We start from the raw sequence: 26,281 nt of genomic DNA, 5'->3' as shown, positions 1-26,281 counted from the left end.
ATTAAAAATGAAAATCAAAATAACAGCAGCGATACTTTTAAGCATGCTTTTTACGGTATCATGTACTGATTTGGACGAACAGTTATATGATCAGGTAGAAGATGGAAATTTTGGAAATACAACTAAAGAAATTGATGCGCTGGTTGGTGGAGCTTATTCTTCTTTAAGAGGATTCTCTGATGCAATATCAAATAATTTTCCAACTTGCGAATATGTTTTCTTTTTGAATGAAGTAGTTTCAGACGAAGCCACAATTCCAACAAGAGGAACAAACTGGTACGACGGCGGACAATATCAAGATGCGCAAAAACATACTTGGAAAGCTGATAATAGAATGATTCTTTCGGCTTGGCGTTACAATTACACTGGAATTGCTAAGATCAACGCAATCATTTATCAAATCAATAAATCATCTTTGACTGAAAAAGCAAAAGAACCCATTTTTGCAGAATTAAAAGCGCTTAGAGCTTATTATTACTACAATCTTTTGGATTTATTTGGAAATGTTCCAATTGTAACCAATTTTGAGGACACAGATCTTCCAACAAATTCAACTAGAAAAGAAGTTTACGATTTTGTTGAAAAAGAATTGACAGATGCAATTCCGATTTTAAATGGAAATGTGGTGTACTCTAAATTGACTAAAAATGTGGCGTATTCTATTTTAGCAAGATTGTATCTAAATTCAGAAGCATTTATTGGTGTGGCACGCTGGCAGGATTGCTTAGATGCATGTCAGAAAGTAACAGGTTACAGTTTAACACCAGATTTCTTTGCCAATTTCGCTACAGAAAATCAAACTTCAAGCGAAATTATTTTTGCAATTCCTTACGATTCAAAAGCGGGAACTGTTGGAAATTACATGAATTCAATGTCTGCACATTACAATCAAAAATTAGCGATTTCGCCAATAGGAAATTATCCTTGGAGCGCTAATGGAATGTGCGCTCAGCCAGGAGTATATTCAGCTTTTGAAGATACAGACAAAAGAAAAAAATGTATGCTGGCAGGAGATCAAATTAATCTTGCCACTGGTTCTGTAATTATGATGGACAATGGAGAACCGTTGACTTATACAGAAAACTTGACAAGTTTAACCGACGCCAAAGAAAACGAAGGAGTTCGTTTAGCGAAATACGAAATGAAAGCGGGAGAACAATGGGAGCGCGATCATGATTTTGTATTAATCCGTTATTCTGAAATCTTGATGATGCAGGCAGAATGTTACGTGCGTTTGGGCTCGCCAGATTTAGCAAGACCATTTTTGCAGCAGGTAACTGCAAGAGCTGGAGAAGAAATGCCGGCAGTAATAGACCTTTCTTTTATAGATCAAGAGCTTCTTAAAGAATTTACTTTTGAAGGACGAAGAAGAACAGATAATATTCGTTTTGGAACATTTTTCCTTCCTTGGTGGGAAAAAGGAGCTACAGAAAAATACAGAGCAATTTTTCCAATTCCGAGTACTGTTTTAACTACCAATAAAAACCTAAAACAAAATCCTGGGTATCCTTTGAATTAGGTTTCTAAACTGTCAGTCTTCCATGTTGGTTAGTCGTGGAAGGCTGATATGTTTTTAAGAATGAATATCTGACGGGCTTTATTTTAGCCACAGATTAAGAGATTCTCGCAGATTATAATTAACAAATGCAAAACAAAAAAAAATCCTTTTAATCTTTTAATCTGTGGCAAAAAATATAAAATAATAAATAATACATCAGTATGAAAAGATATATCACATCGCTGGTTTTTGGTTTAATGAACATTGTGATGGTTGCTGGCTGCAGCAGCGATGACAAAAGTCCAGAGAAACCAATAGAATCAGAAGTAGTAAAACCTGTTGCGATAGAGAAAACCAACAGCACCAAAATTTATATGCATTACATGCCCTGGTTTGAGACCAACGAAAGCACCTCCGATAAAAAATGGGGATATCATTGGACAATGGCCAACAAAAATCCGAACAACGTAGGGGCAAACGGACGAAGAGAAATCGCATCGTATTATTATCCGCTGATCGGGCCTTATCACTCAGGCGATAAAAATGTGATTGAAAATCATTTATTACTGATGAAATATTCAGGAATTGATGGAATCCTGATCGATTGGTACGGCACCTACGATGTAAATGATTATAGAATGGTCAAAGAGAATACAGAACAATTAATTGACATGCTCGAAAAAGTAGGTTTAGAATATGCTATTGTCTATGAAGATCGATTTTTAACCAACGTTGTCAATGCCGGCAAAGCAATCTCGGTAACCAGCGCTGCAAAAACAGATTTAGCTTATGTGCAAAATAATTATTTTACTGATGCTAATTATATCAAAATTAATGGCAAACCTCTGTTGATGAATTTTGGACCAATTGTCCTGCAGACTCCTGCTGAATGGACTAATGTATTTAATACTTTAACCACAAAACCAACTTTTTTGACACTTTGGGATCATTCTGTAAAAGCGGGTGAAAATGCCTCTGGCGAGTATGCATGGGTATACAAGGACAACAGTTTTCTAACTAATTTCTACACGAATACCAAACCAAAATTGGGCGTTGCTATGGGAAGTGCTTATCCAGGCTTTAAAGATTTTTATGCAGAAGGCGGGGGCGGTGCAGCAATTGGCTGGACAATAGAGCACAATAACGGAGCGACGCTGGACGCAACGTTGGCTATAGCTCAGAATGCTGTTGTTGATTATTTGCAGCTGATTACTTGGAATGATTTCGGAGAAGGAACAATGTTTGAACCTACAGTTGAATTTGGTTATTCTTTTATTGAAAAGATCAAAACTTTTTCGGGAGTAAAAAATACAGAAAATGTTTTTCCAGAAATCAGCAGATTGTATGATTTACGCGTGCAGAAAAAAGGAAATGTTGAAGCCCAGAAAAAACTCGACCAAGCGTTTAATTATTTTGTTTCCATGCAGTCAGCAAAAGCAAAACAAATAATGAGCGAAATTAAATAGAGCTGTAATTAATACAATTAAATAATGAAAAACAAAAAATATAGATACTGTTTAATGGCGCTCGCATCAATGCTGATTTTTGCCTGCAGTACTAAAAAAACGTATAAAATCAGTTCTCCTGAAAAAATCTCCGAATTAACTTTTGAATTAACAGCTGCGGGACAGCCGCAATACAGTTTTTCTTCTCACGGAAAATCGGTTATTGAACCTTCTCTTCTTGGTTTCGAATTTCAAGGTCTTCCTAAAATGACGGAAGGTTTTGAAGTCGTTTCAACAGAAGAAAAATCGGCTGACGAAACTTGGGAACAGCCTTGGGGAGAATTCAAAAAAGTAAGAGATCATCATAACGAATTAATTGTACACTTAAAAGAAGCAAAAGGCGAGGAGCGTTTGGTGGATATTATTTTTAGGGTTTTTGATGATGGAGTAGGATTTCGCTATGAGTTTCCAAAACAGCCTCATTTAGGAAAAGTCAAAATTTCTAATGAAATAACACAGTTTACTTTTAAAGACAATAATGAGGTGTGGTGGATTCCAGTTCATCGAGAAAATAGTTATTACGAAAGCGAGTACCGCAAAACGTTGATGAGTAAAACAGATACCATTAATACGCCGGCAACTTTTGAAACCAAAGATAAAATGTATGTAGCCATTCACGAAGCCAATCTTACGGATTTTGCTTCAATGACGCTTCTAAAAACTACAGACAAACAATACAAAAGTGATTTGGTGCCGTGGGCAGATGGTGTAAAAGTATATGCAGAAACGCCTTTTAAAACACCGTGGAGAACCATTGTTGTAGGTAAGAATCCGGGAGAAGTAGCCACTTCGACCATTATGCTGAATTTAAATGAACCATCTAAAATTGAAGATTTATCTTGGATCACACCTTCAAAATATATTGGAATCTGGTGGGGAATGCACTTAGAAAAATTTACTTGGGGAAAGGGACCAAAACATGGAGCAACAACAAAAAACACAAAAGAGTACATTGATTTTGCTGCAAAAAATGGTTTCGATGGCGTTTTGGTTGAAGGCTGGAATGAAGGCTGGGACGGCGATTGGACAGCCGATGGTTCTGCATTTAGTTTTGTAAAAGCCTATCCAGATTTTAATTTGGAAGAAATTACAAAATATGCCGCAATGAAAAATGTTCGTTTAATAGGACATCACGAAACTGCAGGAGCAACCAAAAACTATGAAAATCAACTGGAAGAAGCATTCAAATTGTATCAAAAAATGGGCGTGAATTCGGTTAAAACGGGTTACGTAAACAAATTCTTGGATAAAAAAGAATGGCACGACAGCCAGTACGGAGCACGTCATTACAGAAAAGTAATTGAGACTGCGGCCAAATATCATATCATGATCGATAACCACGAACCAATGAAAGGAACAGGATTACAGCGTACTTATCCCAATTTTATGTCGCAGGAAGGCGGACGTGGACAAGAGTATAATGCATGGTCTGTAGATGGAGGAAATACGCCAGAGCATTTAACCACGCTTCCTTTTACCAGAATGCTTTCTGGACCTTTTGATTACACGCCGGGGAATTTCAATTTTGATTATAAAACGCCTTCTGGGGCAAAAGTTCAGACTACTTTAGCCAACCAATTGGCATTGTATGTCATTATTTTCAGTCCGTTGCAAATGGCTTCAGATCTTCCTGAAAATTATGAAGGCAAACCAGAATTTCAATTTGTAAAAGACGTTCCTTGCACTTGGTCTGATACTAAAGTTTTAGATTCTAAAATTGGTGAATACACGACAATTGCCCGTAAAGACTGGGAGGAGAAAAACTGGTACTTAGGTTCAATCACGAATAGAAATGCACGTGATTTAAAAGTCGGACTTTCATTTTTGGATAAAGACAAAGAATACGAAGCCGAAATTTACGCAGACGGAACTGGGGCAAATTACAAAACCAATCCGTATCCAGTTTCAATCTCTAAACAAAAAGTCAACAGCAAAACTGTTTTAAATATCAAATTAGCAGCTGGAGGAGGAACAGCAGTAAAATTTACTCCAATAGAGAAATAAATGGAAATAAATTAGTTGAGTTTATTTTGAGTTAATTAAGTTTAAGTTTAGTAATGCAAACCCGATAGCTGGAGAGTTATCGGGTTTGTTTTTTTGTTTCAGGTTTCAAGTTTCAGGTTTCAGGTTTCAGGTTTTCTTCGCTTTGAGTATAATTTTACCGCAAAGCACGCTAAGTTTTTTAACAAGCGAGGTTTTGAAAAAACGGAAAAAGTTCGCAAAGCTTTGAGAAAAAAACTTTGCGAACTTTGCGTAAATATTAGCGCCTTTGCGGTTAAAAAAAACTTAGAACCTTAGCACCCTCAGAACCTTAGTACCTTCAAAATTAATGTTTATAAAGCTTAACATGATTTCCAAAGCTATAAGTTGCGGTTATAGTCGGACCATTATATCCCCATTTAAAAAATCCATTTAACCTTTCTTTTTCAACATCTACTCTGATATTAAGACCAGTATATCCAGCCGTTAAACTGAAATTTTGATAAACATTATATAAAACAGATAAATTGTAACTTAACAAACGCCCGTCAAAGTCATTAATTTTAATAGCAAAATAATTGATATTAGCATAAAGTCCAACTTTTCTCCCCAATACAAATTCGCCCCAAATTCCAATATCAGGAAGCGGAGCAGTAAAGTCAAAATTATCTTTATATTCTGCGTCTATTGTTGCTCCCTCTAATCTCATACCTACATCTCCAAACAAAACGTGCGCTCCAATAAGAGCTCCAATTTCGTATTTTGGTTTTGATATAAAAGCATAGCTATAGGTAATTCTAGCAATATGATTATCCATAAAAGCAGAAACAGTAGCATCTACCGGATAAATGTGGTCACCAAATTCAATTTCCCTCTGAAGTGTCTTCGTGGCACTTCTACTCAAATAGTAATATTCTGCTCCAAGTCTTGATCTTCTTGAGATTCGCCATTCAAACGTTCCCATAAAAGAAACAGAACTTTTATTAAATCCGAGATCTTTCTCAAAATCAATTAAATTGCCAAAGTTTCCATTATTACTTCCTACTTCAACTTCCGTATTATTTACAGGAAAAAAAGCACCCGCCGTTACCTTAAATCTTCTCGCATGCCACGGAAGATCGTCTGAATAACTGTCCTGAAAATCTTCATTCTCAGTTTTAAAAGTTGTTACACTTTCACTCGAATTATTTTCTGCAATAGTTTGAGCTTTTAGCGGAATCCATAAGAGCGTCATTACCAAAAAAACAAATAATTTTTTCATCAGATTAGTGTTTAGATTTTGATTAGGTAATATTTAACATTAAAGTTAGTAAAAATAATCGTTCATTTTTGTTTTTCAGATCAAAATGTTAAATTGAAGTGTTTGGTTATCAGTTAAATATGGTATTTATGTTTCTCTTTTATTTTCTATAATAGTAAGAAAATGCCTGAAACCTTCAATAATAAGCCATTGTTACTTTTGATAAATAACTTATATTTGAGAGTAAATACTTAAATTCTATGAACAAAAATCTAAAACGTTATTTCGTAAAATCAGTAATTGTCTTGGCCTTAATTCATTTAGCTTATTTTTTATATGGTTATTTTACTTTTAAAGGAATAGGGAAAATTAATATTTATACTGAGTTTTATCGTTTTAAGTTTTACGATGATGTTTCTATATCGCATTTTTTCGTAAGCGGTTTGTTTTTGCTTTTCTTTCTAATTTTTCTACTTAGAAATCATTCCAGGGAGAATTACAAAGGAGTGGGTTTACTTAAAATAGCTGGCTGTTTATTAATCGTTTCGTTTTTAACTTTTTCGTTTTTCATTAGCTATAGCTTCGGAATGAATGCTAAACTAAAAACAGAATTATCTGAAAATAATTTTAATAAAGACAAAAAGTTGCTCAATGTCCTGAATCCGTTTTTATATGGTTACACGTCATACAGCTCAGAGAAACTGTTTAATTATGAGAATATTTTATATCCCAAACCCTATCCTGTAATAAAGCAGGAAGATACTATTAGTGCTGGCGAATACCCGATAACTGAAACTAATTATTATAGTATTGATACCATAAAAGCGCTTACAAGTACTTTTGATAAAACCACAAATAAAGCAGACAGTATTTTGGATATTATTGGTCTAGATAAAGAAGTGTTCTATAAAAGAATTATTTCAAAAAAGGTTATGAATGATAGTACAGAGATTATTTTTAAAGGACTTCCGGTACATCCTGATCATGATGAAGAAATCTGCATCTTTTTACAAAACAAATCTTTATTTAATCCAGTAAAAGGTGATTCTGTCTATAAACAGCAATATCAATCTGCTGTAGACCGTTATAAATTACTCTACAAATCCAAGAAAGATTCTTTGACATATGAGTTTAAAAAATTGGATACACTTTTAAGAAAATACAATGTAGAAACGAATCTAGTTCCAAAACAACTGACTCAAGATGTGTTTCGTTATAGAGATAACCAGAATGAACCGTTGAACGGAATTAGAAATAATTTTGAAAGAAAAGCTTTGACAGAAAAATTTGCCACTTTAAATAAGCTTTTTTACGAACCGAATTATCTGCATCCAAACATTATCGGAATCTATTTTATTGTAATCGTATCGGTTTGGATAGTATTGTCGCTGTTTTATGCAGCTTTTAATAAGAAGAAAAAATAGATTCAATATCAAATCAATATTAAAAATCAATATTAAAAATCAATAACAATAAAAGTAGAATAATATCAATTCTAAATTGTAATTGCCATTGATTTTTGATATTGTACTTGTTATTGAATTGTTATTGCTAAACCCTATGATAATCGGCTTTCCAGTGGACAATCGCTTTTTTGATAGCGTCTCCGCTTAAGTTATTTTTTAAAACATCATCTACAAGCGGAATCAATTCGTTGTCTGGTGCAAAACGTAATGCAAATATTTGATCGTCTGTAAGTTTGTATTCAAATTCTTCAAATCTTTTGCCAGTTAATGAGAAATAGCGGTAACGCATCTCTAAACGCACGATTCTGTTTTGTAACGTAAGTGCATAGTGCTGGCGCAGCATAAATGCTAAAGCGAACAAAAAGATTAAAATCACGCTTATGAATCCCCAGATAAGATAATCTTCTGTGGTTGCAGCCAAATAAATGCTTGCGATTAAAAACAGAATTAGAATAGGATAATATATAAAGTGGTGCGGTGTATAAAATCGTATATGATTGTAATAGGTCTGAATTTTCATGTTTTTTTTGTTTTAAGTGTCTTATAAAAACAAAGCTGCTCTATAAAATTATAGAGCAGCTTTTTCCCAAAAATAAACTAACATAACCAATGTTCTCTTTATAATCTAAACTCGTTAAAGTTTGTTAAGTAATTTTAATAAGAATAAAGCCTTTCCTTTTCGTTAATCAAATTTTCAACAGGGCTTATTTTTCTTTGTTTTCTACGATGTAAAATTAGATTTTGAGCGGCTATAATTTGTTATATTTTAAAAGGAAAAAGTTACATGATTCCAATATTTGCATTTTAATTCTATAAAACTGCTATTCCTATAATAAGGTTTTAATAATGTCCCACTCCTTTAATTTATCTTGGAAAGTCTTGCTGGCGTTGGCGGGACTGGTTGATGGAAGCGTGAAACTTTTATACTCTTTTTCTAAGTGAACATATTTTTTAAAAAATGCTGCAGCCTTTTGGCCATTAAAAAAAATGTATTCTATTTGCGGATGTGTGTTCAGAAAACTTTCAAAATCGTTTGCAATTTCATTTTTTATCGCGCTGTCGAGACTTCCAATACGGTCGCAAAATTGTAAGACATCCCAAAGCGCAATCTTGTTTTTTATCAATAAGTTTTTGCGTGTTTGGTAATCCATTGAAAATTCTTCTCCCATTATAGTGAACAAAAATTTCCAAAAGTTATTCTGTTTATGACCATAATACTGATTGAGTTCTAAAGATTTTGTTCCAGGCATTGTGCCTAAAATCAGGATTTTAGAATCTTGAGAACTAATAGGAGGAAAGGAAAAACTTTTCATGTTTGAGGTTCGAATTTTGTATCTGTTAAAATAATCATTTATAAGGAATTATAAAACAAAACGAGAAAATTATATAACACGGTTCATGGGGGTTTAGACGAACTTTGACTTCAGATTTTTAGCAAGATCTATTTAGCAAATTATTAGAATTTAAATCCAGTCACCATGAAAATTGTTACTATAAATACAGAAAAAACTCAAAATATATTTGATGAACTTCATACTAACTTTGGTGGAAAAGTGACTTTTGACTTAGACGAATATACTCTTGAAGTAGAAAACAGCTTTGCAGAAGGTTCAATTATCGGAGCTTCTTTTAATGATAATATTTCGTATGTTCAGTTTGATATGACGTTTTCAAGCGATGTCAGATTAGATATTCTAAACGTAAAATCGTCACCTATTTATTTTGCTTATTGTTCTAAAGGAAGTTTATCGCATAGTTTTGGATTGAATGGGGAAGAGCGAAAACTTAAAACTTTTCAAACTGCCATTGTAACTTCAAAACAAAATCAGGATAATGTTTTATTTTTTGAAAAAGGAAAAAAAACTAAACTGACTTTAATTATTGTGGGAACTCAAGTTGATGCTAAAACTCAATTACATTCTTTAAACCAAAGAGTTAAAGATACTTTTTTTGAAAATAACCTAGTTCAGGATTTCTTTTATATAGGTTCTTATAATTTACAAATCGCCGAAAAAATCGAGCAGCTTAATTCTATTACACAAACTGGAATTGTTCGTAATTTATTGAAAGAGGGCATTATGAGAATTATTCTTGCAATGGAAATTCAGCAGCATTCTGACGATTTACATGCTTTTGCAAATGAATCAAATGGATTGACTTTAAGAGAAATGGAAGAAATTAAAGAACTTTCAGAATTTATTAAAGCAAGCCCAGAAGAAGCATTTTCTATCAAATCTTTGAGTAAAAAATCAGGTTTATCACCAAACAAACTTCAAGAAGGTTTTAAAATGATTCACAATCGCACTGTCAACGACTATATCACACACATGCGCGTATTAAAAGCAGAAATTTTGATAAGAACATCAGATCTAAATATTTCAGAGATAGTGTATTGCATTGGTTTTACCAGCAGAAGTTATTTCTCAAAAATCTTCAAGCAAAAATTCAACTGCAGTCCAAAAGAATATAAATTTAATTTGAATTCTTTGGCAATTACAGCTTAATTGAAAGATTCTAAGGTTCTAAGATCCTAAGATTATAAGCTTTGGAATCAAATATTAGTAATGTCGTTAGCTTTAAAGCAAGATATATATACAGTTAAGGTTCTAAGATTCGAAGTTTTTAATAAAACTCAGCATCTTAGAACCTTAGCTTCTTAGTAACTAAAAAAAAAAACTTTGTATGAAGTTTTTTTTTATACATTTGCATAACTAGTTATATAATTAATTATTGTTATTATGGAATTTTTTAATAAAGTTGGTAAAGTGGCGTTGGGAAGCCGTTTACGCTTAATGACGGCAAGTTTTACAGATGATGCTTCTAAAATTTATGAATTATACGGAATAGATTTTAATCCGAAATGGTTTCCTGTATTTTACACCATTGCAGAAGTTCGAGAAATGACGATTACAGAAATTGCAAATGAAATTGGACATTCTCAGCCATCTGTAAGCAAAATTATTCAGGAAATGATTGGAGTTGGAATCCTTGAAGAAGGAGCCAAAACTGATGATAAACGCAAGAATAATGTTGTTTTGACAGAGAAAGGAATTTTGATTTCCAATAAAATTAAAAATCAATTATTAGATATTGATGTGGCTGTTGAAGGTTTAATTTCTGAGGCAAAACACAATCTTTGGGCAGCAATTGAAGAATGGGAATTTTTATTACAGCAAAAGTCTTTATTTAAAAGAGTAAGCGACCAGAAGAAAATTCGCGAAAGTAAAGATGTTGAAATCGTGGAATATAAACCCGAATATAAAGAAGCATTCAAGTCCTTGAATGTTGAGTGGATTTCGACGTATTTCGAAATGGAAGAAGCTGATTATAAAGCATTGGATAATCCCGAAAGTTATATTTTGGATAAAGGCGGAAAAATTTTAGTTGCTTTGTATCAAAATGAACCAGTTGGTGTATGCGCGCTTATAAAAATGCAAAATAGTGAATATGATTTTGAAATGGCTAAAATGGCAGTTTCACCAAAAGCGCAAGGCAAAAATATTGGATGGCTTTTAGGAAAAGCAATTGTAAATAAAGCTAAAGATCTTGGGGCGAAAAAGATATACTTAGAAAGCAACACTATCTTAAAACCTGCAATAAATTTGTATTACAAATTAGGTTTTGAAAAAGTTTTCGGAATTTCGACACCTTATAAAAGATGCAATATTCAGATGGAGTTAATTCTTTAATAGTCACAAAGGCTCAAAGGCTCAAAGGAACAGAGGTTTTTGTAGATGCAAAGGATCAAAGTTCTAAAACGGACAAAGATTAAAAACCTTTGTAACTTAAGACCTTTGATCCTTTGCAACTTTTAAAAGTCACCTTCCAAATCGATAATATTCCAAATCTGTATTTTTTTTATTGCGAAGAGAATCCAGTATTGAATTCATACCTATTACGCTGAAGGTTATTCCGTTTCCTCCAAAACCTAAAACATAATGCTCATTTTTTCTTGGATTTGGCTTCCCGAAATAAGGAAGGCCGTCTTTAGTTTCGCCAAAAGTTCCTGCCCAGGAATAATCAAGTTTAAAATCTAAATCTGGGAATCTTTTAAAAAAATGTTTTAATAGATATTGCTCTTTTTTTGGAAGTAATTTATCTCGTTTTGCAGCATCTTTAAAATCTTCGTCTCCGCCGCCCATTATGATACGATTATCTTCCGTACTTCTTATGTAATGATAAGGTGAAGCTGTATCCCAGAATATAGCGTGTTTAAAGCTTTCTGGAAGATCAGGCTGACTTTCAGAAGCAATTACATATGTACTTTTTAAGTCAACAACTTTTTCTGTTAAGGTTTCTGTACTTTCATAGCCTGTGCAGTGAATAATGTGCGAAGCTGTTATAGTATGTTTTGAATCGGTTACGGCGATAATTTTTCCTTTTTGATGCTGAATAGAACTAACATTTGTTCGATCAAAAATCTGCATGCCTTTTTCATGACAATGAAATAGTAAATCGCTTGCTAATTTAAAAGGATCCATAACCGCCGCAGTTTTAGATTCAATAGCTGCAATGGCTTTTAAACCCATTTTCTGTAAATCTGATCTATTGAGCCAGCTGATTTCAAAACCGTGCTGTTTACGGACTTTATACTCATTTTTTAGAAAAGGAACATCTTTTTTTAAAGTTGTAAAATAGATACTTTTTTTAAATTCAAAATCACAATTACTGCCGACGGTATCAATAATGTGGCGAAGATCAAAAATGGCTTTTTTACCATTCTGGTAGCTTTCGACAGCACATTTTACACCTCGCATTTTAATGAGCTGATGCAGCGGCACATCTATTTCATATTGCAATAATGCTGTACTGCCGGATGTACTGCCTCCGCAGACGTCGCGGCGGTCTATTAATACAATTTTTTTTCCTTCATTAATTAGTTTGTATGCCATTAGCGCTCCTGTAATACCGCCGCCGATAATTAAAATATCGGTATCGGTATCAGAATCAATTGAAGGATAACTCTGTTTCATGGCATTTTTTAGTGGCCAATACGTTTTTGTAGAGCTCAATTTCATTTTTTGGTTGCGTTTTTAGTGTTGTTTTTGGTTGTATTTCTTGAGAGCAGTTTTGCTCGTTTTTTTTAGTAGTTGGGTTAAAATGCACTCTAGCTATGTGCAGATTTATAATTTATTATGATTTTTTTGTTTTTGATTTGCTGACTTTTTCTTTTCGAATAACTTTATTATTTTTCTCGTCATAAACAGCTGGATTAATTTCCTGCCCAGTTTTACTAAATATTTTGATTTTTGGTGCGTCGTGAGTTCCTGTAATTACAATTGGAAAACCAATAATTCCGAAAAGAGGAAGGCCTAAACGCATTCTAAGATCCAAAAGTCCGTCAAAGCTTGTAGTCCCTTTTACTGTTGGTTTAAAAACAGCAACAGTAAAGGTAAATGGTTCAATTCTTATAAGGTTTTTATCAATTGTAGATTTGACTTCGATTCCCTTCATATCAGGATTATTTAAACCGTTTTGCCCTGTTTTAGAGCTTATTCCGTCAAATAATTTTAGACCTTGAATTTTCACATCTCTTAAATTCAGCGTACCGCCCCCTTGAAGAGATTCGTAAATTGGGCTCATATTTCCATCCAAATCACCTTTAATTTTATAATCAACAGAAATGATTCCGTGGGCTTTTTCAGCCGCAGTGACCATATCATGAAACATCGGAATTTCTTTGTAAGCTCTCTGTACATCAAAGTCTTTCGCACGGAAATGAGCGTCAAAATGCGCAGACGTAGGTGACTCATCTTTGTATGACGCATCAATTCCTAAAATGCAGTCAATGATGTTAAAGGTAGCATTTTCTAGGTAAAATCCTCCTTTTGTAACACCAGTTTTTCCGTTAAGTTTATTGAATACTAGTCCGTTGTATTCTACCTTGTCTGCATTTGCGTTTAAGCTGACATTTAAGTTTTTCGGAATCATAACGACGCCGCTCATTTTCGGATGATCTTCTTTGGCGTATTCTACTTCAATTTTTCGATCATTATTTTCTCCATTTTCAAGCGCCATAAATTCATCAACATTAATCAATTTCGATTTTAAGTTGAAGTTACCGCTTAGAGTTCCGTTAGATTCTAAGAAATAATTGATTGTATTTAAAAGATATCCGTTAATGTCAAAATCCGATTTTCCGTAAGAAGCATTAAATTTCTCAAACCACATTTTTTCGTTTTGAAAACGGAAATTTCCTTGTTTGATAAAAAACGCTTTCGGAAATAATTCAGAAGTTGCTTTTATGTTTTTTAGGATTAAAGTCCCTCTATTATCCAGTTTATCGTACTGTCCGGTTGTAGCATAACTTTGTTTGCCTTTCAGCGAAAGATCTGCTTTTGCATAACCCGTTAAATCAAGTCCTTTTTGAGAAAAAACCTGATAGATTCTGCCGACATTCAATTCTCCTTTTATTTTGGCATTATACGCTAAGTCGCTAAAATCAGAAAGTGCTGCATTTACATAAACTGGATTTCCTTCAAAAACAAAAGAAGCAGGAGCAACGGCAACAATTAAATCCTGAAAAGTTCCCGCTTTATTCAGCATATTAGCAATAAAAGTAATATTGGTAATTGGATTAGGATAATATTCCGTTTTAAGCCATCCATTTCGAAGTGAAATACCGCCTTTAGTTTTAGGGAACAGTTTTTTAGATGTGCTGAAAGTTCCGCGTGCCTGTATATCTGTTTTCAAAATTCCCTTTAAATCAATACTGCTTAGACCTAATGCAGCATCTACAACAGCTAGATCTAATGCGCCTTTTACACTCGCATTGATATTCATTTCGCTTAATCCTTTACTGTGAAGATAAGCGTTGAAATAATCTTTTTCGCCAACTTTAAATTTAAATGTTCGTAGATTCACCAATAACTGCTCTGTATCTAATGACGGAAGCATTGCATTCAAATCCATTTGGAAATCGGTTAGTGGAACAGGTGCGTCTTGATAATTTACAGAACCTTCATTAATTTTTAAATTGAAAGCTAAATTTGGTTTTTGTTTTTTTTGGACATTATAATCTCCTTTAAAAGTTAGAAGCAAATCACTTTTTCCAGAGATTTCTGTTTTTTCAAGCCAGGTTAAATATTCTGGAGGCATAACAGAAAGGAGATCTTTTACAGTTGTATTTTCTGAAGCTGCCTTGATGTTAATTTTATATCCGTCTCGTAGAATGGTAAACAGCCCTGAGAATTTTAAAGGAAGTTTATTGATTCTTAATTCATTTTTTTGAAGAATAAAAGAAAGGGCATTTGTATTGATTCTGGTAATTAAATCGGCTCGAACTTCTTTTTTTCTGATATAACCCGTTCTATCGTAAAAGAAATCAAGTTCATCGATTTTGGCATCGGTTGCAAGATCAAAAATATCTTCACTTAAATTTCCTTTTCCAACATAATTAAAACCTTTTGCATCAACCAAAATCTTTGCCGAACGGTCATTATATTTTACATGACAATTTTTTAAATCAATGCGTTCTAATCGAATTGCTGTTCCTTCTTCTGGTTTATTGGGATCTTTTTTATCGTCCCTGTTTTCTGGAGCGATGTATATATTATAGTTCGCCTGACCTTTTTCATTAACCATAACATTAATCAGAGCATCGGAAACATAAAGCTTGTTGATTTTGACTTCATTATCAAAAATCAGACGTTTTAAATTAATTCCGAAAGCAACTTCTTCGGCTTTTAATAAAGTATCATTGCTAAATGGTTTTGAACCCGTTAGGGATAAATCATCCAATGAAACTGTTAGCGAAGGAAAATGGGTAAAAAAGGAAAGTTTAGACTTGGTAAAATCAAGTTTTGTGTCTAAACGTTCGTTGGCAATTTTCTTTACTTCCGAAGCAATTTTTCCAGGAAATAGCAGCGGAATTATAAATAACAAAAACAAAATAACCGAAATCGTAATTCCGGTAATTTTTAAGACTTTTATGGCGGTATGTTTAATTGAAGCAGGCATATACTATAAGTTTTTGCTGTCTAAAAGACAGCAGTTAAATTTAGAAGTAAAAAGAGTTTCAAATTATGATGATGTGTTATAAGTTATTAGTTATAGTAATAAGTTATGAAAAACAAAAAGTTCGGAATTTGGAATTTTGAAGTTTATTTCTTCTTCTCAGCTTCCGCTTTTTTAGCTTCTTCCTGCTTTTGTTTTTCCTCTTTTTCTTTTTGCTCTTGTAGTTCCTTTTCTTTTTTCTCTTTTTCTTTTTGAGCTTTCTCTTGTTGTTCTTCTTTTTTCTCTTTTATTTCTTCTTGTTTTTTAACTTTTTCTTTCTCTTTTTTCTTGTAATAACCTCTTAATAGGAAATTACTTTTTGCAGCCTCCATATTATCACTGAAACCTTTTGTTCCAGATTCAAGGTTAGAAAGAGTGTTCGATACACTATTGGCCATTTTATCATCTTTAACCAATCTGGCTAAAGCTCCGTTTCCGTTGTTCATGCTATGACTGAAAATGGCTATTTCATCTGAAATCACGCCAATATTATCGACGCTTTTCTTAACGCTTTTCATAATATCATGCATTTCAATTCCGTCAACAGACGCAAGCTGCCCATTATCTTCAATAATTTTTTGAGATTTTGCACCAGGAGAAATAGTTAAAACTTTATCGCCCATTAATCCGTCAGAACCAATGCTTGCCGTAGCATCTGTTTTAATAAATTTTCGAACATCTTCTTTCATTACTAAAACAACTATTACTGTTGAGTCGTTTTTTAATTGAATCTGTTCTACAGTTCCAACATTAATTCCTGAAAAACGAACATTATTTCCAACTTCCAAACCACTTACAGTTTTAAACTGAGAGGTAATATGAAAGGTAGAGCCAAATAAGTTTTTCTGTTTTCCGATAAAATATATGGCCATTACAAAAAGCAGTAAACCTATTGTTACAAACATTCCTAATTTCCAAGTATATCCCGATTGCTTTTCCATGATTTCTATTGTTTATTTTGCTTTATTCAAAAAATGAGCGTACCCATTCGTCTTCGTCTTTCTCTAATTCTTCGTAGGTTCCTTCGGCGTGAATTACACCGTCTTTCAAAACAATAATTCGATCGGCAGTAAGCTTAGCACATGCCATATCGTGTGTTATAATGATCGATGAAGTTTTTTGTTTGTGTTTGATATCCAAAATCAATTCACTAATTTCTCTCGATGTTATGGTGTCTAGACCAGTTGTAGGTTCATCGTATAAAATAATTTCAGGTTTTAAAATTAAAGTACGTGCCAAACCAATTCTTTTTTTCATACCGCCCGAAAGTTCAGAAGGCATTTTGTCAACTGCATCGCCTAAGCCAACACTTTCAAGGGCTTCCATTACTTGACTTTCAATTTCTTCAGCACTTAAATCACGTTGATGTTTGGTAAGTGTAAAAGCCAGATTTTCTCGAACCGACATCGAATCGTAAAGTGCCCCGCTTTGAAACAAAAAACCGATTCTTACGCGAATGGCATTCAGTTCATTCTTAGGAATGTGAAGCACATTTTCGTCAAAGACTTTAATTTCTCCTTTGTCAGGTTCTATTAATCCGACGATGCATTTTATCGTAACTGATTTTCCTGATCCAGAACGTCCTAAGACTACTAAATCTTCACCTTTATTCAATGTGAGATTTACGCCTTGTAACACCTTGTTATCTTTTCCAAAAGTTTTATGCAGATCTTTAATCTCTATAATCGGAGTTTGATCTTTTTCTTTTGTTTTAGGTTCTTTATGTAGTTTTTCTTTGGTCATTTTTAAAAGAATAAATCGGTTATTTGAACTGCCACCATATCAATTATAAAAATGCTTAATGATGCTGTTACAACTGCTGAATTCGCTGCCTGACCCACACTTTCTGTTCCGTTTGATGCATTAAATCCTTTAAAACATCCAATCATTCCGATAAAAAATCCAAAAAAGAATGTTTTAATGGTTGCGGGAAACACGTCTAAAAATTCTAGTGATTGAATAATTTGGGTTAAGTAGCGATAGAAATTGACATCGCCGTGAATATTAATTCCTACATAACCCCCGAAAATTCCTATTGCATCAGCAAAAAAAACTAAAATTGGAACCATTAGTGTACAAGCCAAAACTCGAGTTACAACCAAATAGTTATACGGATTTACCGCTGAAACTTCCATGGCGTCTATTTGTTCTGTTACTTTCATAGACCCTAATTCGGCACCAATTCCAGATGAAATCTTTCCGGCACAGATCAATGCTGTAATAACAGGGGCGATTTCTCGAATTAACGAAAGAGCTACCATTCCCGGCAGCCAGCTTTCGGCTCCAAACTTTACCAGAGTTGGTCTGGATTGAAGCGTAAGTACTAAACCCATAATAAAACCTGTAATCATTACCAAAGGCAGAGATTTATAACCGATAACATAACATTGCTTTAAAAACTCTTTCGTCTCGTAAGGCGGAATAAAAACCTCCTTAAAAAACTTCTTGGCGAACAAAGCTGTTTCTCCTATTTCGGTAAATGTATTTTTTAGGTTGAGAATCAAAATGTTTTTGTTTTTAATGTGAATGATAATTGATAGTCAGTTATTTAACAGTTTTTTTCTACTGATTAAATTATATAGGAAAGTTAGCCCAATACTTGTTAAAAAATATTACACAACTTTTTTTCAGCTTTATATAATTTTCATAATCACAATATTTAAAATAAATTATCGTTAGGCGGTGCTTTTATTTTAAACTCTAAAAATAAAATTTAAAATTTTGTAAGATTTTTACATATATTATTTATTTGTATTTGTACATTAGCATTTTAAGTAGTAAAAATCTTGTTTTTTTATATTTGAATAAGTACAGTATGAATGATAAAAAAGTAAAATTCGAATCAAATTTTAGTTTAGACTTTGGTGCAACAGATCAAAAAATGGCTTATGGATTTATTTATGAAATTTTGGAAAAGAATCTTTTAAAAATACAATTGTTTTATGAAGTAGAAATTGATATAAAATATTTAGGAGGTAATTATACTTTGGAAATTAATAGGAAACAAATCTATATCAACAATCGAGTATCGTATTCAAAAATTGAAGAAATCGCCATTAAAATTTCTACGGCTCTTTTTCCCCTTCTAATTAAACTAAAACCAAATGGCGAAATAGATCAGATTCTTAATCAAAATGAGATTGTAAAACGATGGACAATTGAAAGAAAAACGCTCTTAGAATATTATCAAGGAGAAAAAGCAGCAAAAATTATTTCTAAAATAGATGTCTTATTCTCTGATAGTAAGCTTTTGTTACAATCTCTTGCGCAAAATTGGTTTTTCTGTCTTTTTTTCAGACCTCTATACACATCTTATTCTGAAAAACTAAAAACTCAATACATATGGAAATTTCCCGTATTTGGAACTCAATTTATAGAATTTGATGTCGTACAAACTGTCGAGGAAAATTATTCTGAAGATGATAAAATAAATATTAATGCTGCTGGAGTGGCCATTGATGAAAGAACGATAGATGAAATTATTTCAGGATATCATTTTCCACTATCTACTTTTTCGAATTCAGCAACAAATTCTATAGAATCTAAAATGAATGCTGATTATAAACTTTATAAAGAAGATAGAAGTATTTATTCGGTACAAGCAGCGTTTGAAACAAAAATAGATCAAAATACACAGCAAAAAATCCACGTTGAAATTTATCATTTAACTGAAAATTCGTCTTACAGGCCAATAAGTGATTTAAAAAGTAAAGCATTTTTTGAAAGGTTTCAATCTTGGCAAACTGTAGCAGATGAAGATATAATTGATATTTCTAAACCAAAATGGCAGGCGCTAAGCACCTCGAAGACAAAAACACCCAATCTTTCTCATGAAAAAATTGAACTATTTGTTGATGTTGGACCTAATGTCAAAGCAGATCCTACTTTTTGGGATTGGATAAAATCAATTTTCAATAAAAAGAATTAATACTAAGTCTTACTAATAAAATAGAATTATGGGCAAAAAACATTTTGTTGTTCAGGGAGCAACTTGTCAGTGTCAATTTAGTGTCGCACCACAAACAGATATGTTACTTGTAAACACACACTCAAAGCATTATGCGAATGACAGTTCAGGAAAAGAAAAACTGATTGCAACGGATAAAGAAATTGGACAAACAATGCAGAATAATACTTTTGGTAAATGCAAAAAGCAGCCTTCAGGCAATGATTATCTGCCCTGCATGATAAGTATAACCAAATGGTCTGGTGTTAACGAAAAAGTAACTTATTCCAACAATGGGAAAGCTTTACTTGAGGATAGCAAAGCAGCCTGTCCAAAGGGAGCGCAAGATTGTATTTCGATTAAAAACCATGGGCAGACAGCAGAGTTGACAGATAAAAACATTAAAAACAGTTCACCTCAGATACTGGCTGAAATATTACCAGGAGTAAATTTTAGTGATTTAGAAGATGAAGCTTTAATGATTAATAATACACAAGATGAGTAAAAAATTGCATGCTGTACCAAAAGAGCCTTTAGCTCAGGGGCAAAAATGGAATGCGAAAAAGGGGCATTTAGTACTTTCTAAAGCAGGAACATTTACCGTAGAAATTATAAAAACCGATGAACTGCATAAAAATGCTCCGAAGAAGTTACCTCCGTTTAATCGATTAACCCAAGAAGAAGTTTGGAAAATAAAAGACTATAGTACTAGATTTAGAGTGGTCGAGTCTCATAAGGAAAGAGATAAAGAGGAAGAAAAATATAATAAAGAAAAGGAAACATTCAATAAAAACATTGATAATGAATTAAAAAAATTAAACTGGTGCTGGGAAGCTGTTGGTAAAGGAATGGATGGAAAAACCATAAAACATAATAATTCATTTACAAAAGGGCTGCCGTTTGATTTATGCAAAAAAATAAATTTTCCTAAGTTATTAGAAGGCGGTGCTCCAGCCTGGTTAGAAGTTTTTACAGAAAACGATCCTGCAACAGGACAACTCCCTCATGGAATGTTTGTAAGTGCGATTGGATCTCCTAAAATTATCGCTGCTGAATGGCGTGATTATACTGGCCGCCTTATTACAGAAGAAATTGCATTTGGTTCTACAGTTTATCTGCACATTTATACTGAAGCACTGTATGGGCAGAATATAGAAATTCAGCTTCGAGATACAAAACTTGTAAATGGTGATTTAACACCTACACCAAGTGATAAAGACGGAGATCCCATACAAAAACTTTCTGCAAAACCCTTAACCAGATTTACACGCTCAGTTAAAACACATCAATACAATGCTGTTACAAAACCACCTGCGGGTTCAATAACTAATGGCATGATAACGGAGAAGGGAAAGAAACAATTTCCAGTTTCTAATGTTCAAAAATGTTTTTTTCCTGTTTTTATAGAACATGCGTGGCAGTTTCAGGGAGCAGGACCATTTGATAGTGGAAGTAAATTATCGATCAACCCTATTGTATACCATAGTAAAATTGAGGATCAAAAAATAGATTTAGACGATTGTGTACTTAAAGTTTCGCGTAATGGAATCCTGATGCAAGGCGAATTAACAGGTAATAATCCTTTGGTGTTGGGTGAAGATGAAAAAACAGGCGCACCCGAAGATCAAAAGAAAATTGATTTTACGTTTGGGGTTTTTATTGATGGAACTTTGAACAATATGTATAACACTATTGCCAGAAAAACTTGGGAAGAAGATCAGATCAGGAAAAAACACCCTGAACTCTCTAATGAAGATAAGCAAAAGTATGCGGAAAATCCTGAAGAACATTTAAAGGTTGCAGCATCAAGTCAGGACCAGATAGGAAAAGAAAGCGAAAGTAAATACAAGTATAAAGAAGAAAATAGTTTTGAAAACGATTTAAGTAATCCTGCGATTATATTTAAAAATTATTTAGATGATTCTACAAATAAAACACATCCAGTTTATAAAATTTACACAGAAGGAATGGGGACAAATACCCTAAATGATGATGATCATAATGCTGATACTGGAGTTTTGCCTCTTGAAAATTATGAAAAAGATGATTTGATGGAAGGTCCAGGATTTGGACAAGGAAAAGCAGGAATATTAGACCGAGTAGAAAGAGCTGTAAAATTGATGGCAGATAAAATTGTCGCAATAGGCCAAACTGAGGTAGGCACCATTACAGTTGATGTTTTTGGTTTTAGCCGCGGTGCTGCGTCAGCCCGTTGTTTTGTTCATGAGATCACAAGACAACCCTATATGGCAACTGGAACAAATTATAAAGGTACGAGGTATTATAGAGACGCAAATGGTCATGAAGTAAGGAATAAATACAGCGATAAAAAACTACCAAGTAACGGAAGATTAGGGTATTACTTGACAGAAACAAAGAATCCAATAACTTTCGATCGGCTAATAATTCGCTTTGCAGGATTATATGACACGGTACCGCATCATGGTTTTGTACAATGGAATGATGTGAAGGATTTAGGACTTAATTCTATTAGCAAAGCAAAATATACTGTGCACATGGTTGCAGCAGATGAACATCGCGCTAATTTTGATTTAGTTGATATTTCATGTATTACAGGAAAAAAAGGAGGCGGAAAAACTGATAGAGGAATAGAACTTTATTTACCAGGAGTACACTGCGATGTAGGGGGAAGTTATGTTGAAGGAAGAAGTGAGGTAAACGGTCGAATAATGGTAAGCCCATTGCTATCTGGAATAGATCTTGAAAAAGAAAAGGAACGCCTTATTACCGAAGGATGGTTTAAACCAAAAGAACTAACTATTCATTGGGACAATCCACAGCGTACCATTATAAATGGAGTAGCCCGCGTACTATCTTCAAACAGAGAAGCTATAAGCAATCAATACAGTTACATCCCATTGCATTTAATGGTTAAATTTTGTTTAGATAACGATGTGCCAATTTACTTGAAAGGAATAACAGATGCGTACGCCTTTAAGAATACAAAATTCTCAAATATTTCTTTTTTAGAAAAAGTAAAAGCCCGATTAGAAGAATATGCTTTTCATGATGGTCAGCCCTTTGTATATGAAAATATGCCAATGCAAACTATAGTTGACGGTACAGATGATCATACCGCTCTTGCTATTGAAGAAGAGAGAAGAAAAAAAGAAGAGGACAGTTATAATGGTGAATTAAAAAAGTTGCGTCATGAGTACCTGCATTGGAACGCAGTTTATGGAGAGGGAATAATAAATACTTTAGTGCAAGCCAATAAGCCCAACTTTGAAGAGGGTAAACGAAAAAGAAAAGTCAATGGGTAAATGAAATGAAAATAATACATCAACTATTAGGATTAGGAATAATAGTATTACTATCCTGCAACAACTCAAATACAAAAAAAATGGAAAATAAAGATAGTTTTAGCTGGGGATCTACTATAACAGCACCGCATAAATATCCTATTGAAATTCATAAAGGATATCTGGCTAATGATAGGCAAATGATCACCGCTTATATTAATACAGGAATAAGTACAGGCGATTGGGGATTTGGAAATAATGCTTATGCCGGAGGAAAAACAATTCCGACAAAATTATCACTTATATGGATAAGTTATGCAGATAAAAAATTTTATAAAATAGAGGCAGTATTACCTAAAGATAAAATATTAGCCTTGTTTAAGGAAGGTTATAAGGATAAAGATAGTTCTCATATAACTTATAATGATATTACAGTAGGTCTAGCTCCCGGAGGATTTGTTGTAATATGGCTTACAGGAAAAAATCGTAGTATCGAAATAGCGCATTATCAGGCTGTAGAAACTTTTGTCGACGTTAATGAATTTTATAGAAATCCTCGTGAACATACTCAACAGGAGTTTTATGATTATTACTATGAAGCATCTTTACCGAAGCAAACTCAAGAATATATCAAAAAGAATGGAGTTCCTGTAAACTTATGGAAAGAGTTTAGAACAAAATACAATTATCGCTTTAATATTCATTTTTATAAAGCAGATAAAGAAAGTTCTGAAAGGGAATCAGAATATGTAAATGGCGAAAAAGAAATAATAAGGGCAGAAGATTTAAATACCTATCAAAATAAAGCTTTGCCTTCTTATTGCAGATTTTGGTTCAGCCAGTATAATGCCGAAGCAGAGTTCGATGGCGAAGAAGTATTAAATGCTTTCAAAAAAATAAGTAAAAATCATCCCGACAAAAATATCGAGATAGAAGCAAAAGTTGCTTTTATGTACAAAACCACAACTTTTACAGTTAAATGCGAAGGAGATGAAATCCCGTTAGAAAAAACTGTTGTTAGAATGTGGAAGAATTAGAATTATGAAACAGTACTTAATCATAAGTTTCGCTAGTTTGCTCTTTTTTATTTCCTGTAACAATTCAAATACAAAAAAAATAGAAAATAAAGATAGTTTTAGCTGGGGATCTACTATAACAGCACCGCATAAGTACCCTATTGAAATTCATAGAGGGTATCTGGCTAATGATAAGAAAATGATCACCGCTTATATTAATACAGGAATAAGTACAGGCGATTGGGGATTTGGAAATAATGCTTATGCCGGAGGAAAAACAATTCCCACAAAATTATCACTTATATGGATAAGTTATGCAGATAAAAAATTTTATAAAATAGAGGCAGTATTACCTAAAGATAAAATATTAGCCTTGTTTAAGGAAGGTTATAAGGATAAAGATAGGTCTCAAATAACTTATAATGATATTACGGTAGGCCTAGCTCCCGGAGGATTTGTTGTAATATGGCTTACAGGAAAAAATCGTAGTATCTAAATAGCACACTATCAAGCTGTTGAAACTTTCGTAAGTGTTAACGAATTTTGTAGAAATCCTGATGAATTCACTCAAGAAGAATTTTACAAAGATCGTTTTGATGATTATTTGGCACAAGAAACTCAAGAATATATCAAAAAGAAAGGAGTTCCTGTAAACTTATGGAAAGAGTTTAGAACAAGATACAATTATCGCTTTAATATTCATTTTTATAAAGCAGACAAAGAAAGTTTTGAAAGGGAATCAGAATATGTAAATGGTGAAAAAGAAATAATAAGGATAGAAGATTTAAATAACTATCAAAATAAAGCTTTGCCTTCTTATTGCAGATTTTGGTTCTGCCAGTATAATGCCGAAGCAGAGTTCGATGACGAAGAAGTATTAAATGCTTTCAAAAAAATAAGTAAAAATCATCCCGACAAAAATATCGAGATAGAAGCAAAAGTTGCTTTTATGTACAAAACCACAACTTTTACAGTTAAATGCGAAGGAGATGAAATTCCGTTAGAAAAAACTGTTGTTAGAATGTGGAAGAATTAGAATTATGAAACACTACTTAATTATAAGTCTCGCTAGTTTGCTTTTTTTTATTTCCTGCAACAACTCAAATACAAAGAAAAGCAAAGAAAATTTTAAGTGGGCAGTTACAGTTACAGCTCCATTTAATTATCCTATAGAAATACATAAAGGATATTTAGGTAATGATAAAAAAATGATAGCTGCATTTATGAATACTGGTCTTACAGAGGATGGATGGAATTATGACGGAGATGTACTTTCAGGTGGAAAAGAGATGCCGACTTTCTTATCCCTAACTTGGATAAGTTATGCTGAAAAAAAGTTTTGGAAGATTGAAACTGCAATAGACGAAGCTACTCAGAATAAAATACAAAAATTATTCAATGAAGGCTATATCAACAAAAGCCGTAATAGAGAGCCCTCCCATATTACCTATAAAAAAATTACGGTTGGTGTAGCACCAGGAGGGACAGTTATTGTGTGGCTTACAGGACAAAATAAAAGAACTGAGATCGCAAATTTTCAAGCAATGGAATCTTTCGTAAGTGTTAATGAATTTTACAGAAATCCAGATGAAGATACGCAACAAGAATTTTACGATTATTTCTATAATGCTTATATATCTAAAGAAACTCAAGAATACATCAAAAAGAATGGAGTTCCTGTAAACTTATGGAAAGAGTTTAGAACAAAATACAATTATCGCTTTAATATTCATTTTTATAAAGCAGACAAAGAAAGTTTTGAAAGGGAATCAGAATATGTAAATGGTGAAAAAGAAATAATAAGGATAGAAGATTTAAATAACTATCAAAATAAAGCTTTGCCTTCTTATTGCAGATTTTGGTTCTGCCAGTATAATGCCGAAGCAGAGTTCGATGACGAAGAAGTATTAAATGCTTTCAAAAAAATAAGTAAAAATCATCCCGACAAAAATATCGAGATAGAAGCAAAAGTTGCTTTTATGTACAAAACCACAACTTTTACAGTTAAATGCGAAGGAGATGAAATTCCGTTAGAAAAAACTGTTGTTAGAATGTGGAAGAATTAGAATTATGAGAAATATATTAAGAGGGATATTAATAACAACAGTCTATTATGTAGTTATTTATTTTATAATCATTTATGCATTTAAATCATTTCCAGCTGCTGGAGGTCCAAGCGAAGCAGTTTTTATAATGTTTGGTTTAGCTCTATTAAGTGTAATATTATTAATTTACAATTTAGTTAAATTGATAAAAGGTGATTGGGCACAGATTTATTTTATAATTACTCATATAATTGCAATGATTATTGTGTTTGAAATAGTAAGTAATCATTAAAAGTACCACCTATATTAAAAACAAAAAATCCCTTT

General features: G+C 33.0%; 22 protein-coding genes. 14 read left to right on the top strand and 8 right to left on the bottom strand.

All coding sequences use genetic code 11. The annotated features are described in order from the left end of the window. Positions 1-7 precede the first annotated feature (7 nt). The 3 genes from HYN86_RS17755 to HYN86_RS17745 all read left to right on the top strand — a co-directional run bounded on the left by HYN86_RS17755 (position 8) and on the right by HYN86_RS17745 (position 5,007). Entirely contained in the window at positions 8-1,519 is a 1,512-nt protein-coding gene (locus HYN86_RS17755; RefSeq protein ID WP_113679263.1) for a RagB/SusD family nutrient uptake outer membrane protein, read from the top strand. A 200-nt stretch (positions 1,520-1,719) separates the two neighbouring features. Then, the gene (locus HYN86_RS17750) at positions 1,720-2,964 is read left to right on the top strand and encodes a glycoside hydrolase family 71/99-like protein (protein ID WP_113679262.1); all 1,245 of its coding nucleotides are present in this window, start codon (positions 1,720-1,722) and stop codon (positions 2,962-2,964) included. Between the two features lie 24 nt (positions 2,965-2,988). Then, on the top strand, positions 2,989-5,007 hold the full coding sequence (locus HYN86_RS17745) for a glycoside hydrolase family 97 protein (RefSeq protein WP_113679261.1): 2,019 nt from the start codon (positions 2,989-2,991) through the stop codon (positions 5,005-5,007). Between the two features lie 322 nt (positions 5,008-5,329). Here the strand turns inward: HYN86_RS17745 and HYN86_RS17735 are convergent, their stop codons facing one another. Beyond that, positions 5,330-6,244 carry a hypothetical protein gene (locus tag HYN86_RS17735; RefSeq protein ID WP_113679259.1) on the bottom strand — a complete coding sequence of 305 codons (915 nt, stop codon included), beginning with the start codon at positions 6,242-6,244 and terminating at the stop codon, positions 5,330-5,332. A 239-nt stretch (positions 6,245-6,483) separates the two neighbouring features. Here HYN86_RS17735 and HYN86_RS17730 point away from each other — a divergent pair, with 239 nt between their 5' ends. Beyond that, positions 6,484-7,647, top strand: coding sequence for a hypothetical protein (locus tag HYN86_RS17730; protein ID WP_113679258.1), 1,164 nt, complete (start codon positions 6,484-6,486; stop codon positions 7,645-7,647). 127 nt (positions 7,648-7,774) lie between these two features. On the opposite strand, the gene HYN86_RS17725 is transcribed toward HYN86_RS17730, so the two are convergent. Both HYN86_RS17725 and HYN86_RS17720 read right to left on the bottom strand, forming a co-directional pair. Next, positions 7,775-8,209, bottom strand: coding sequence for a DUF6526 family protein (locus tag HYN86_RS17725; protein WP_113679257.1), 435 nt, complete (start codon positions 8,207-8,209; stop codon positions 7,775-7,777). Positions 8,210-8,516: 307 nt separating this feature from the next. Next, positions 8,517-9,002 carry a DNA-deoxyinosine glycosylase gene (locus HYN86_RS17720; protein WP_113679256.1) on the bottom strand — a complete coding sequence of 162 codons (486 nt, stop codon included), beginning with the start codon at positions 9,000-9,002 and terminating at the stop codon, positions 8,517-8,519. A 165-nt stretch (positions 9,003-9,167) separates the two neighbouring features. Between HYN86_RS17720 and HYN86_RS17715 the strand changes: the two genes are divergently transcribed. Then, complete coding sequence (locus HYN86_RS17715) at positions 9,168-10,193, top strand: helix-turn-helix domain-containing protein (protein ID WP_113679255.1); 1,026 nt, start codon at positions 9,168-9,170, stop codon at positions 10,191-10,193. A gap of 234 nt (positions 10,194-10,427) precedes the next feature. After that, entirely contained in the window at positions 10,428-11,378 is a 951-nt protein-coding gene (locus tag HYN86_RS17710; protein ID WP_113679254.1) for a bifunctional helix-turn-helix transcriptional regulator/GNAT family N-acetyltransferase, read from the top strand. A gap of 129 nt (positions 11,379-11,507) precedes the next feature. On the opposite strand, the gene HYN86_RS17705 is transcribed toward HYN86_RS17710, so the two are convergent. From HYN86_RS17705 to HYN86_RS17685, 5 genes are all read right to left on the bottom strand, one after another. Further along, on the bottom strand, positions 11,508-12,662 hold the full coding sequence (locus HYN86_RS17705; protein WP_230406389.1) for an NAD(P)/FAD-dependent oxidoreductase: 1,155 nt from the start codon (positions 12,660-12,662) through the stop codon (positions 11,508-11,510). Between the two features lie 160 nt (positions 12,663-12,822). Beyond that, the gene (locus HYN86_RS17700; protein ID WP_113679252.1) at positions 12,823-15,648 is read right to left on the bottom strand and encodes an AsmA family protein; all 2,826 of its coding nucleotides are present in this window, start codon (positions 15,646-15,648) and stop codon (positions 12,823-12,825) included. Positions 15,649-15,791: 143 nt separating this feature from the next. Continuing rightward, positions 15,792-16,625, bottom strand: coding sequence for an MlaD family protein (locus HYN86_RS17695; protein ID WP_113679251.1), 834 nt, complete (start codon positions 16,623-16,625; stop codon positions 15,792-15,794). A gap of 22 nt (positions 16,626-16,647) precedes the next feature. Continuing rightward, positions 16,648-17,427 carry an ABC transporter ATP-binding protein gene (locus HYN86_RS17690; protein ID WP_113679250.1) on the bottom strand — a complete coding sequence of 260 codons (780 nt, stop codon included), beginning with the start codon at positions 17,425-17,427 and terminating at the stop codon, positions 16,648-16,650. A gap of 2 nt (positions 17,428-17,429) precedes the next feature. Next, the gene (locus HYN86_RS17685; protein WP_113679249.1) at positions 17,430-18,188 is read right to left on the bottom strand and encodes an MlaE family ABC transporter permease; all 759 of its coding nucleotides are present in this window, start codon (positions 18,186-18,188) and stop codon (positions 17,430-17,432) included. Positions 18,189-18,499: 311 nt separating this feature from the next. On the opposite strand from HYN86_RS17685, the gene HYN86_RS17680 reads away from it, so the two are divergent. The 8 genes from HYN86_RS17680 (at position 18,500) to HYN86_RS17645 (ending at position 26,246) form a co-directional block, all read left to right on the top strand. Then, entirely contained in the window at positions 18,500-19,612 is a 1,113-nt protein-coding gene (locus tag HYN86_RS17680; RefSeq protein WP_113679248.1) for a hypothetical protein, read from the top strand. Between the two features lie 28 nt (positions 19,613-19,640). Further along, entirely contained in the window at positions 19,641-20,135 is a 495-nt protein-coding gene (locus HYN86_RS17675) for a DUF4280 domain-containing protein (protein ID WP_113679247.1), read from the top strand. After that, the gene (locus tag HYN86_RS17670) at positions 20,128-22,914 is read left to right on the top strand and encodes a T6SS phospholipase effector Tle1-like catalytic domain-containing protein (protein ID WP_113679246.1); all 2,787 of its coding nucleotides are present in this window, start codon (positions 20,128-20,130) and stop codon (positions 22,912-22,914) included. Before HYN86_RS17675 ends, HYN86_RS17670 begins: the two co-directional genes overlap by 8 nt. Before the next feature lie 80 nt (positions 22,915-22,994). After that, positions 22,995-23,930, top strand: coding sequence for a DUF2931 family protein (locus HYN86_RS17665; protein ID WP_230406388.1), 936 nt, complete (start codon positions 22,995-22,997; stop codon positions 23,928-23,930). A 4-nt stretch (positions 23,931-23,934) separates the two neighbouring features. Next, positions 23,935-24,405, top strand: coding sequence for a DUF2931 family protein (locus tag HYN86_RS17660; protein ID WP_113679244.1), 471 nt, complete (start codon positions 23,935-23,937; stop codon positions 24,403-24,405). Between the two features lie 108 nt (positions 24,406-24,513). Further along, the gene (locus HYN86_RS17655; RefSeq protein ID WP_113679243.1) at positions 24,514-24,945 is read left to right on the top strand and encodes a hypothetical protein; all 432 of its coding nucleotides are present in this window, start codon (positions 24,514-24,516) and stop codon (positions 24,943-24,945) included. Between the two features lie 4 nt (positions 24,946-24,949). Then, on the top strand, positions 24,950-25,975 hold the full coding sequence (locus HYN86_RS17650; protein ID WP_113679242.1) for a DUF2931 family protein: 1,026 nt from the start codon (positions 24,950-24,952) through the stop codon (positions 25,973-25,975). A gap of 4 nt (positions 25,976-25,979) precedes the next feature. Further along, the gene (locus tag HYN86_RS17645; protein WP_113679241.1) at positions 25,980-26,246 is read left to right on the top strand and encodes a hypothetical protein; all 267 of its coding nucleotides are present in this window, start codon (positions 25,980-25,982) and stop codon (positions 26,244-26,246) included. Positions 26,247-26,281 lie beyond the last annotated feature (35 nt).

Origin of the sequence: Flavobacterium fluviale (assembly GCF_003312915.1) — a bacterium.
Lineage (GTDB): Bacteria > Bacteroidota > Bacteroidia > Flavobacteriales > Flavobacteriaceae > Flavobacterium > Flavobacterium fluviale.
The sequence above is the reverse complement of the archived record's forward strand: the minus strand, read 5'-3'. Positions and strand labels throughout refer to the sequence as shown.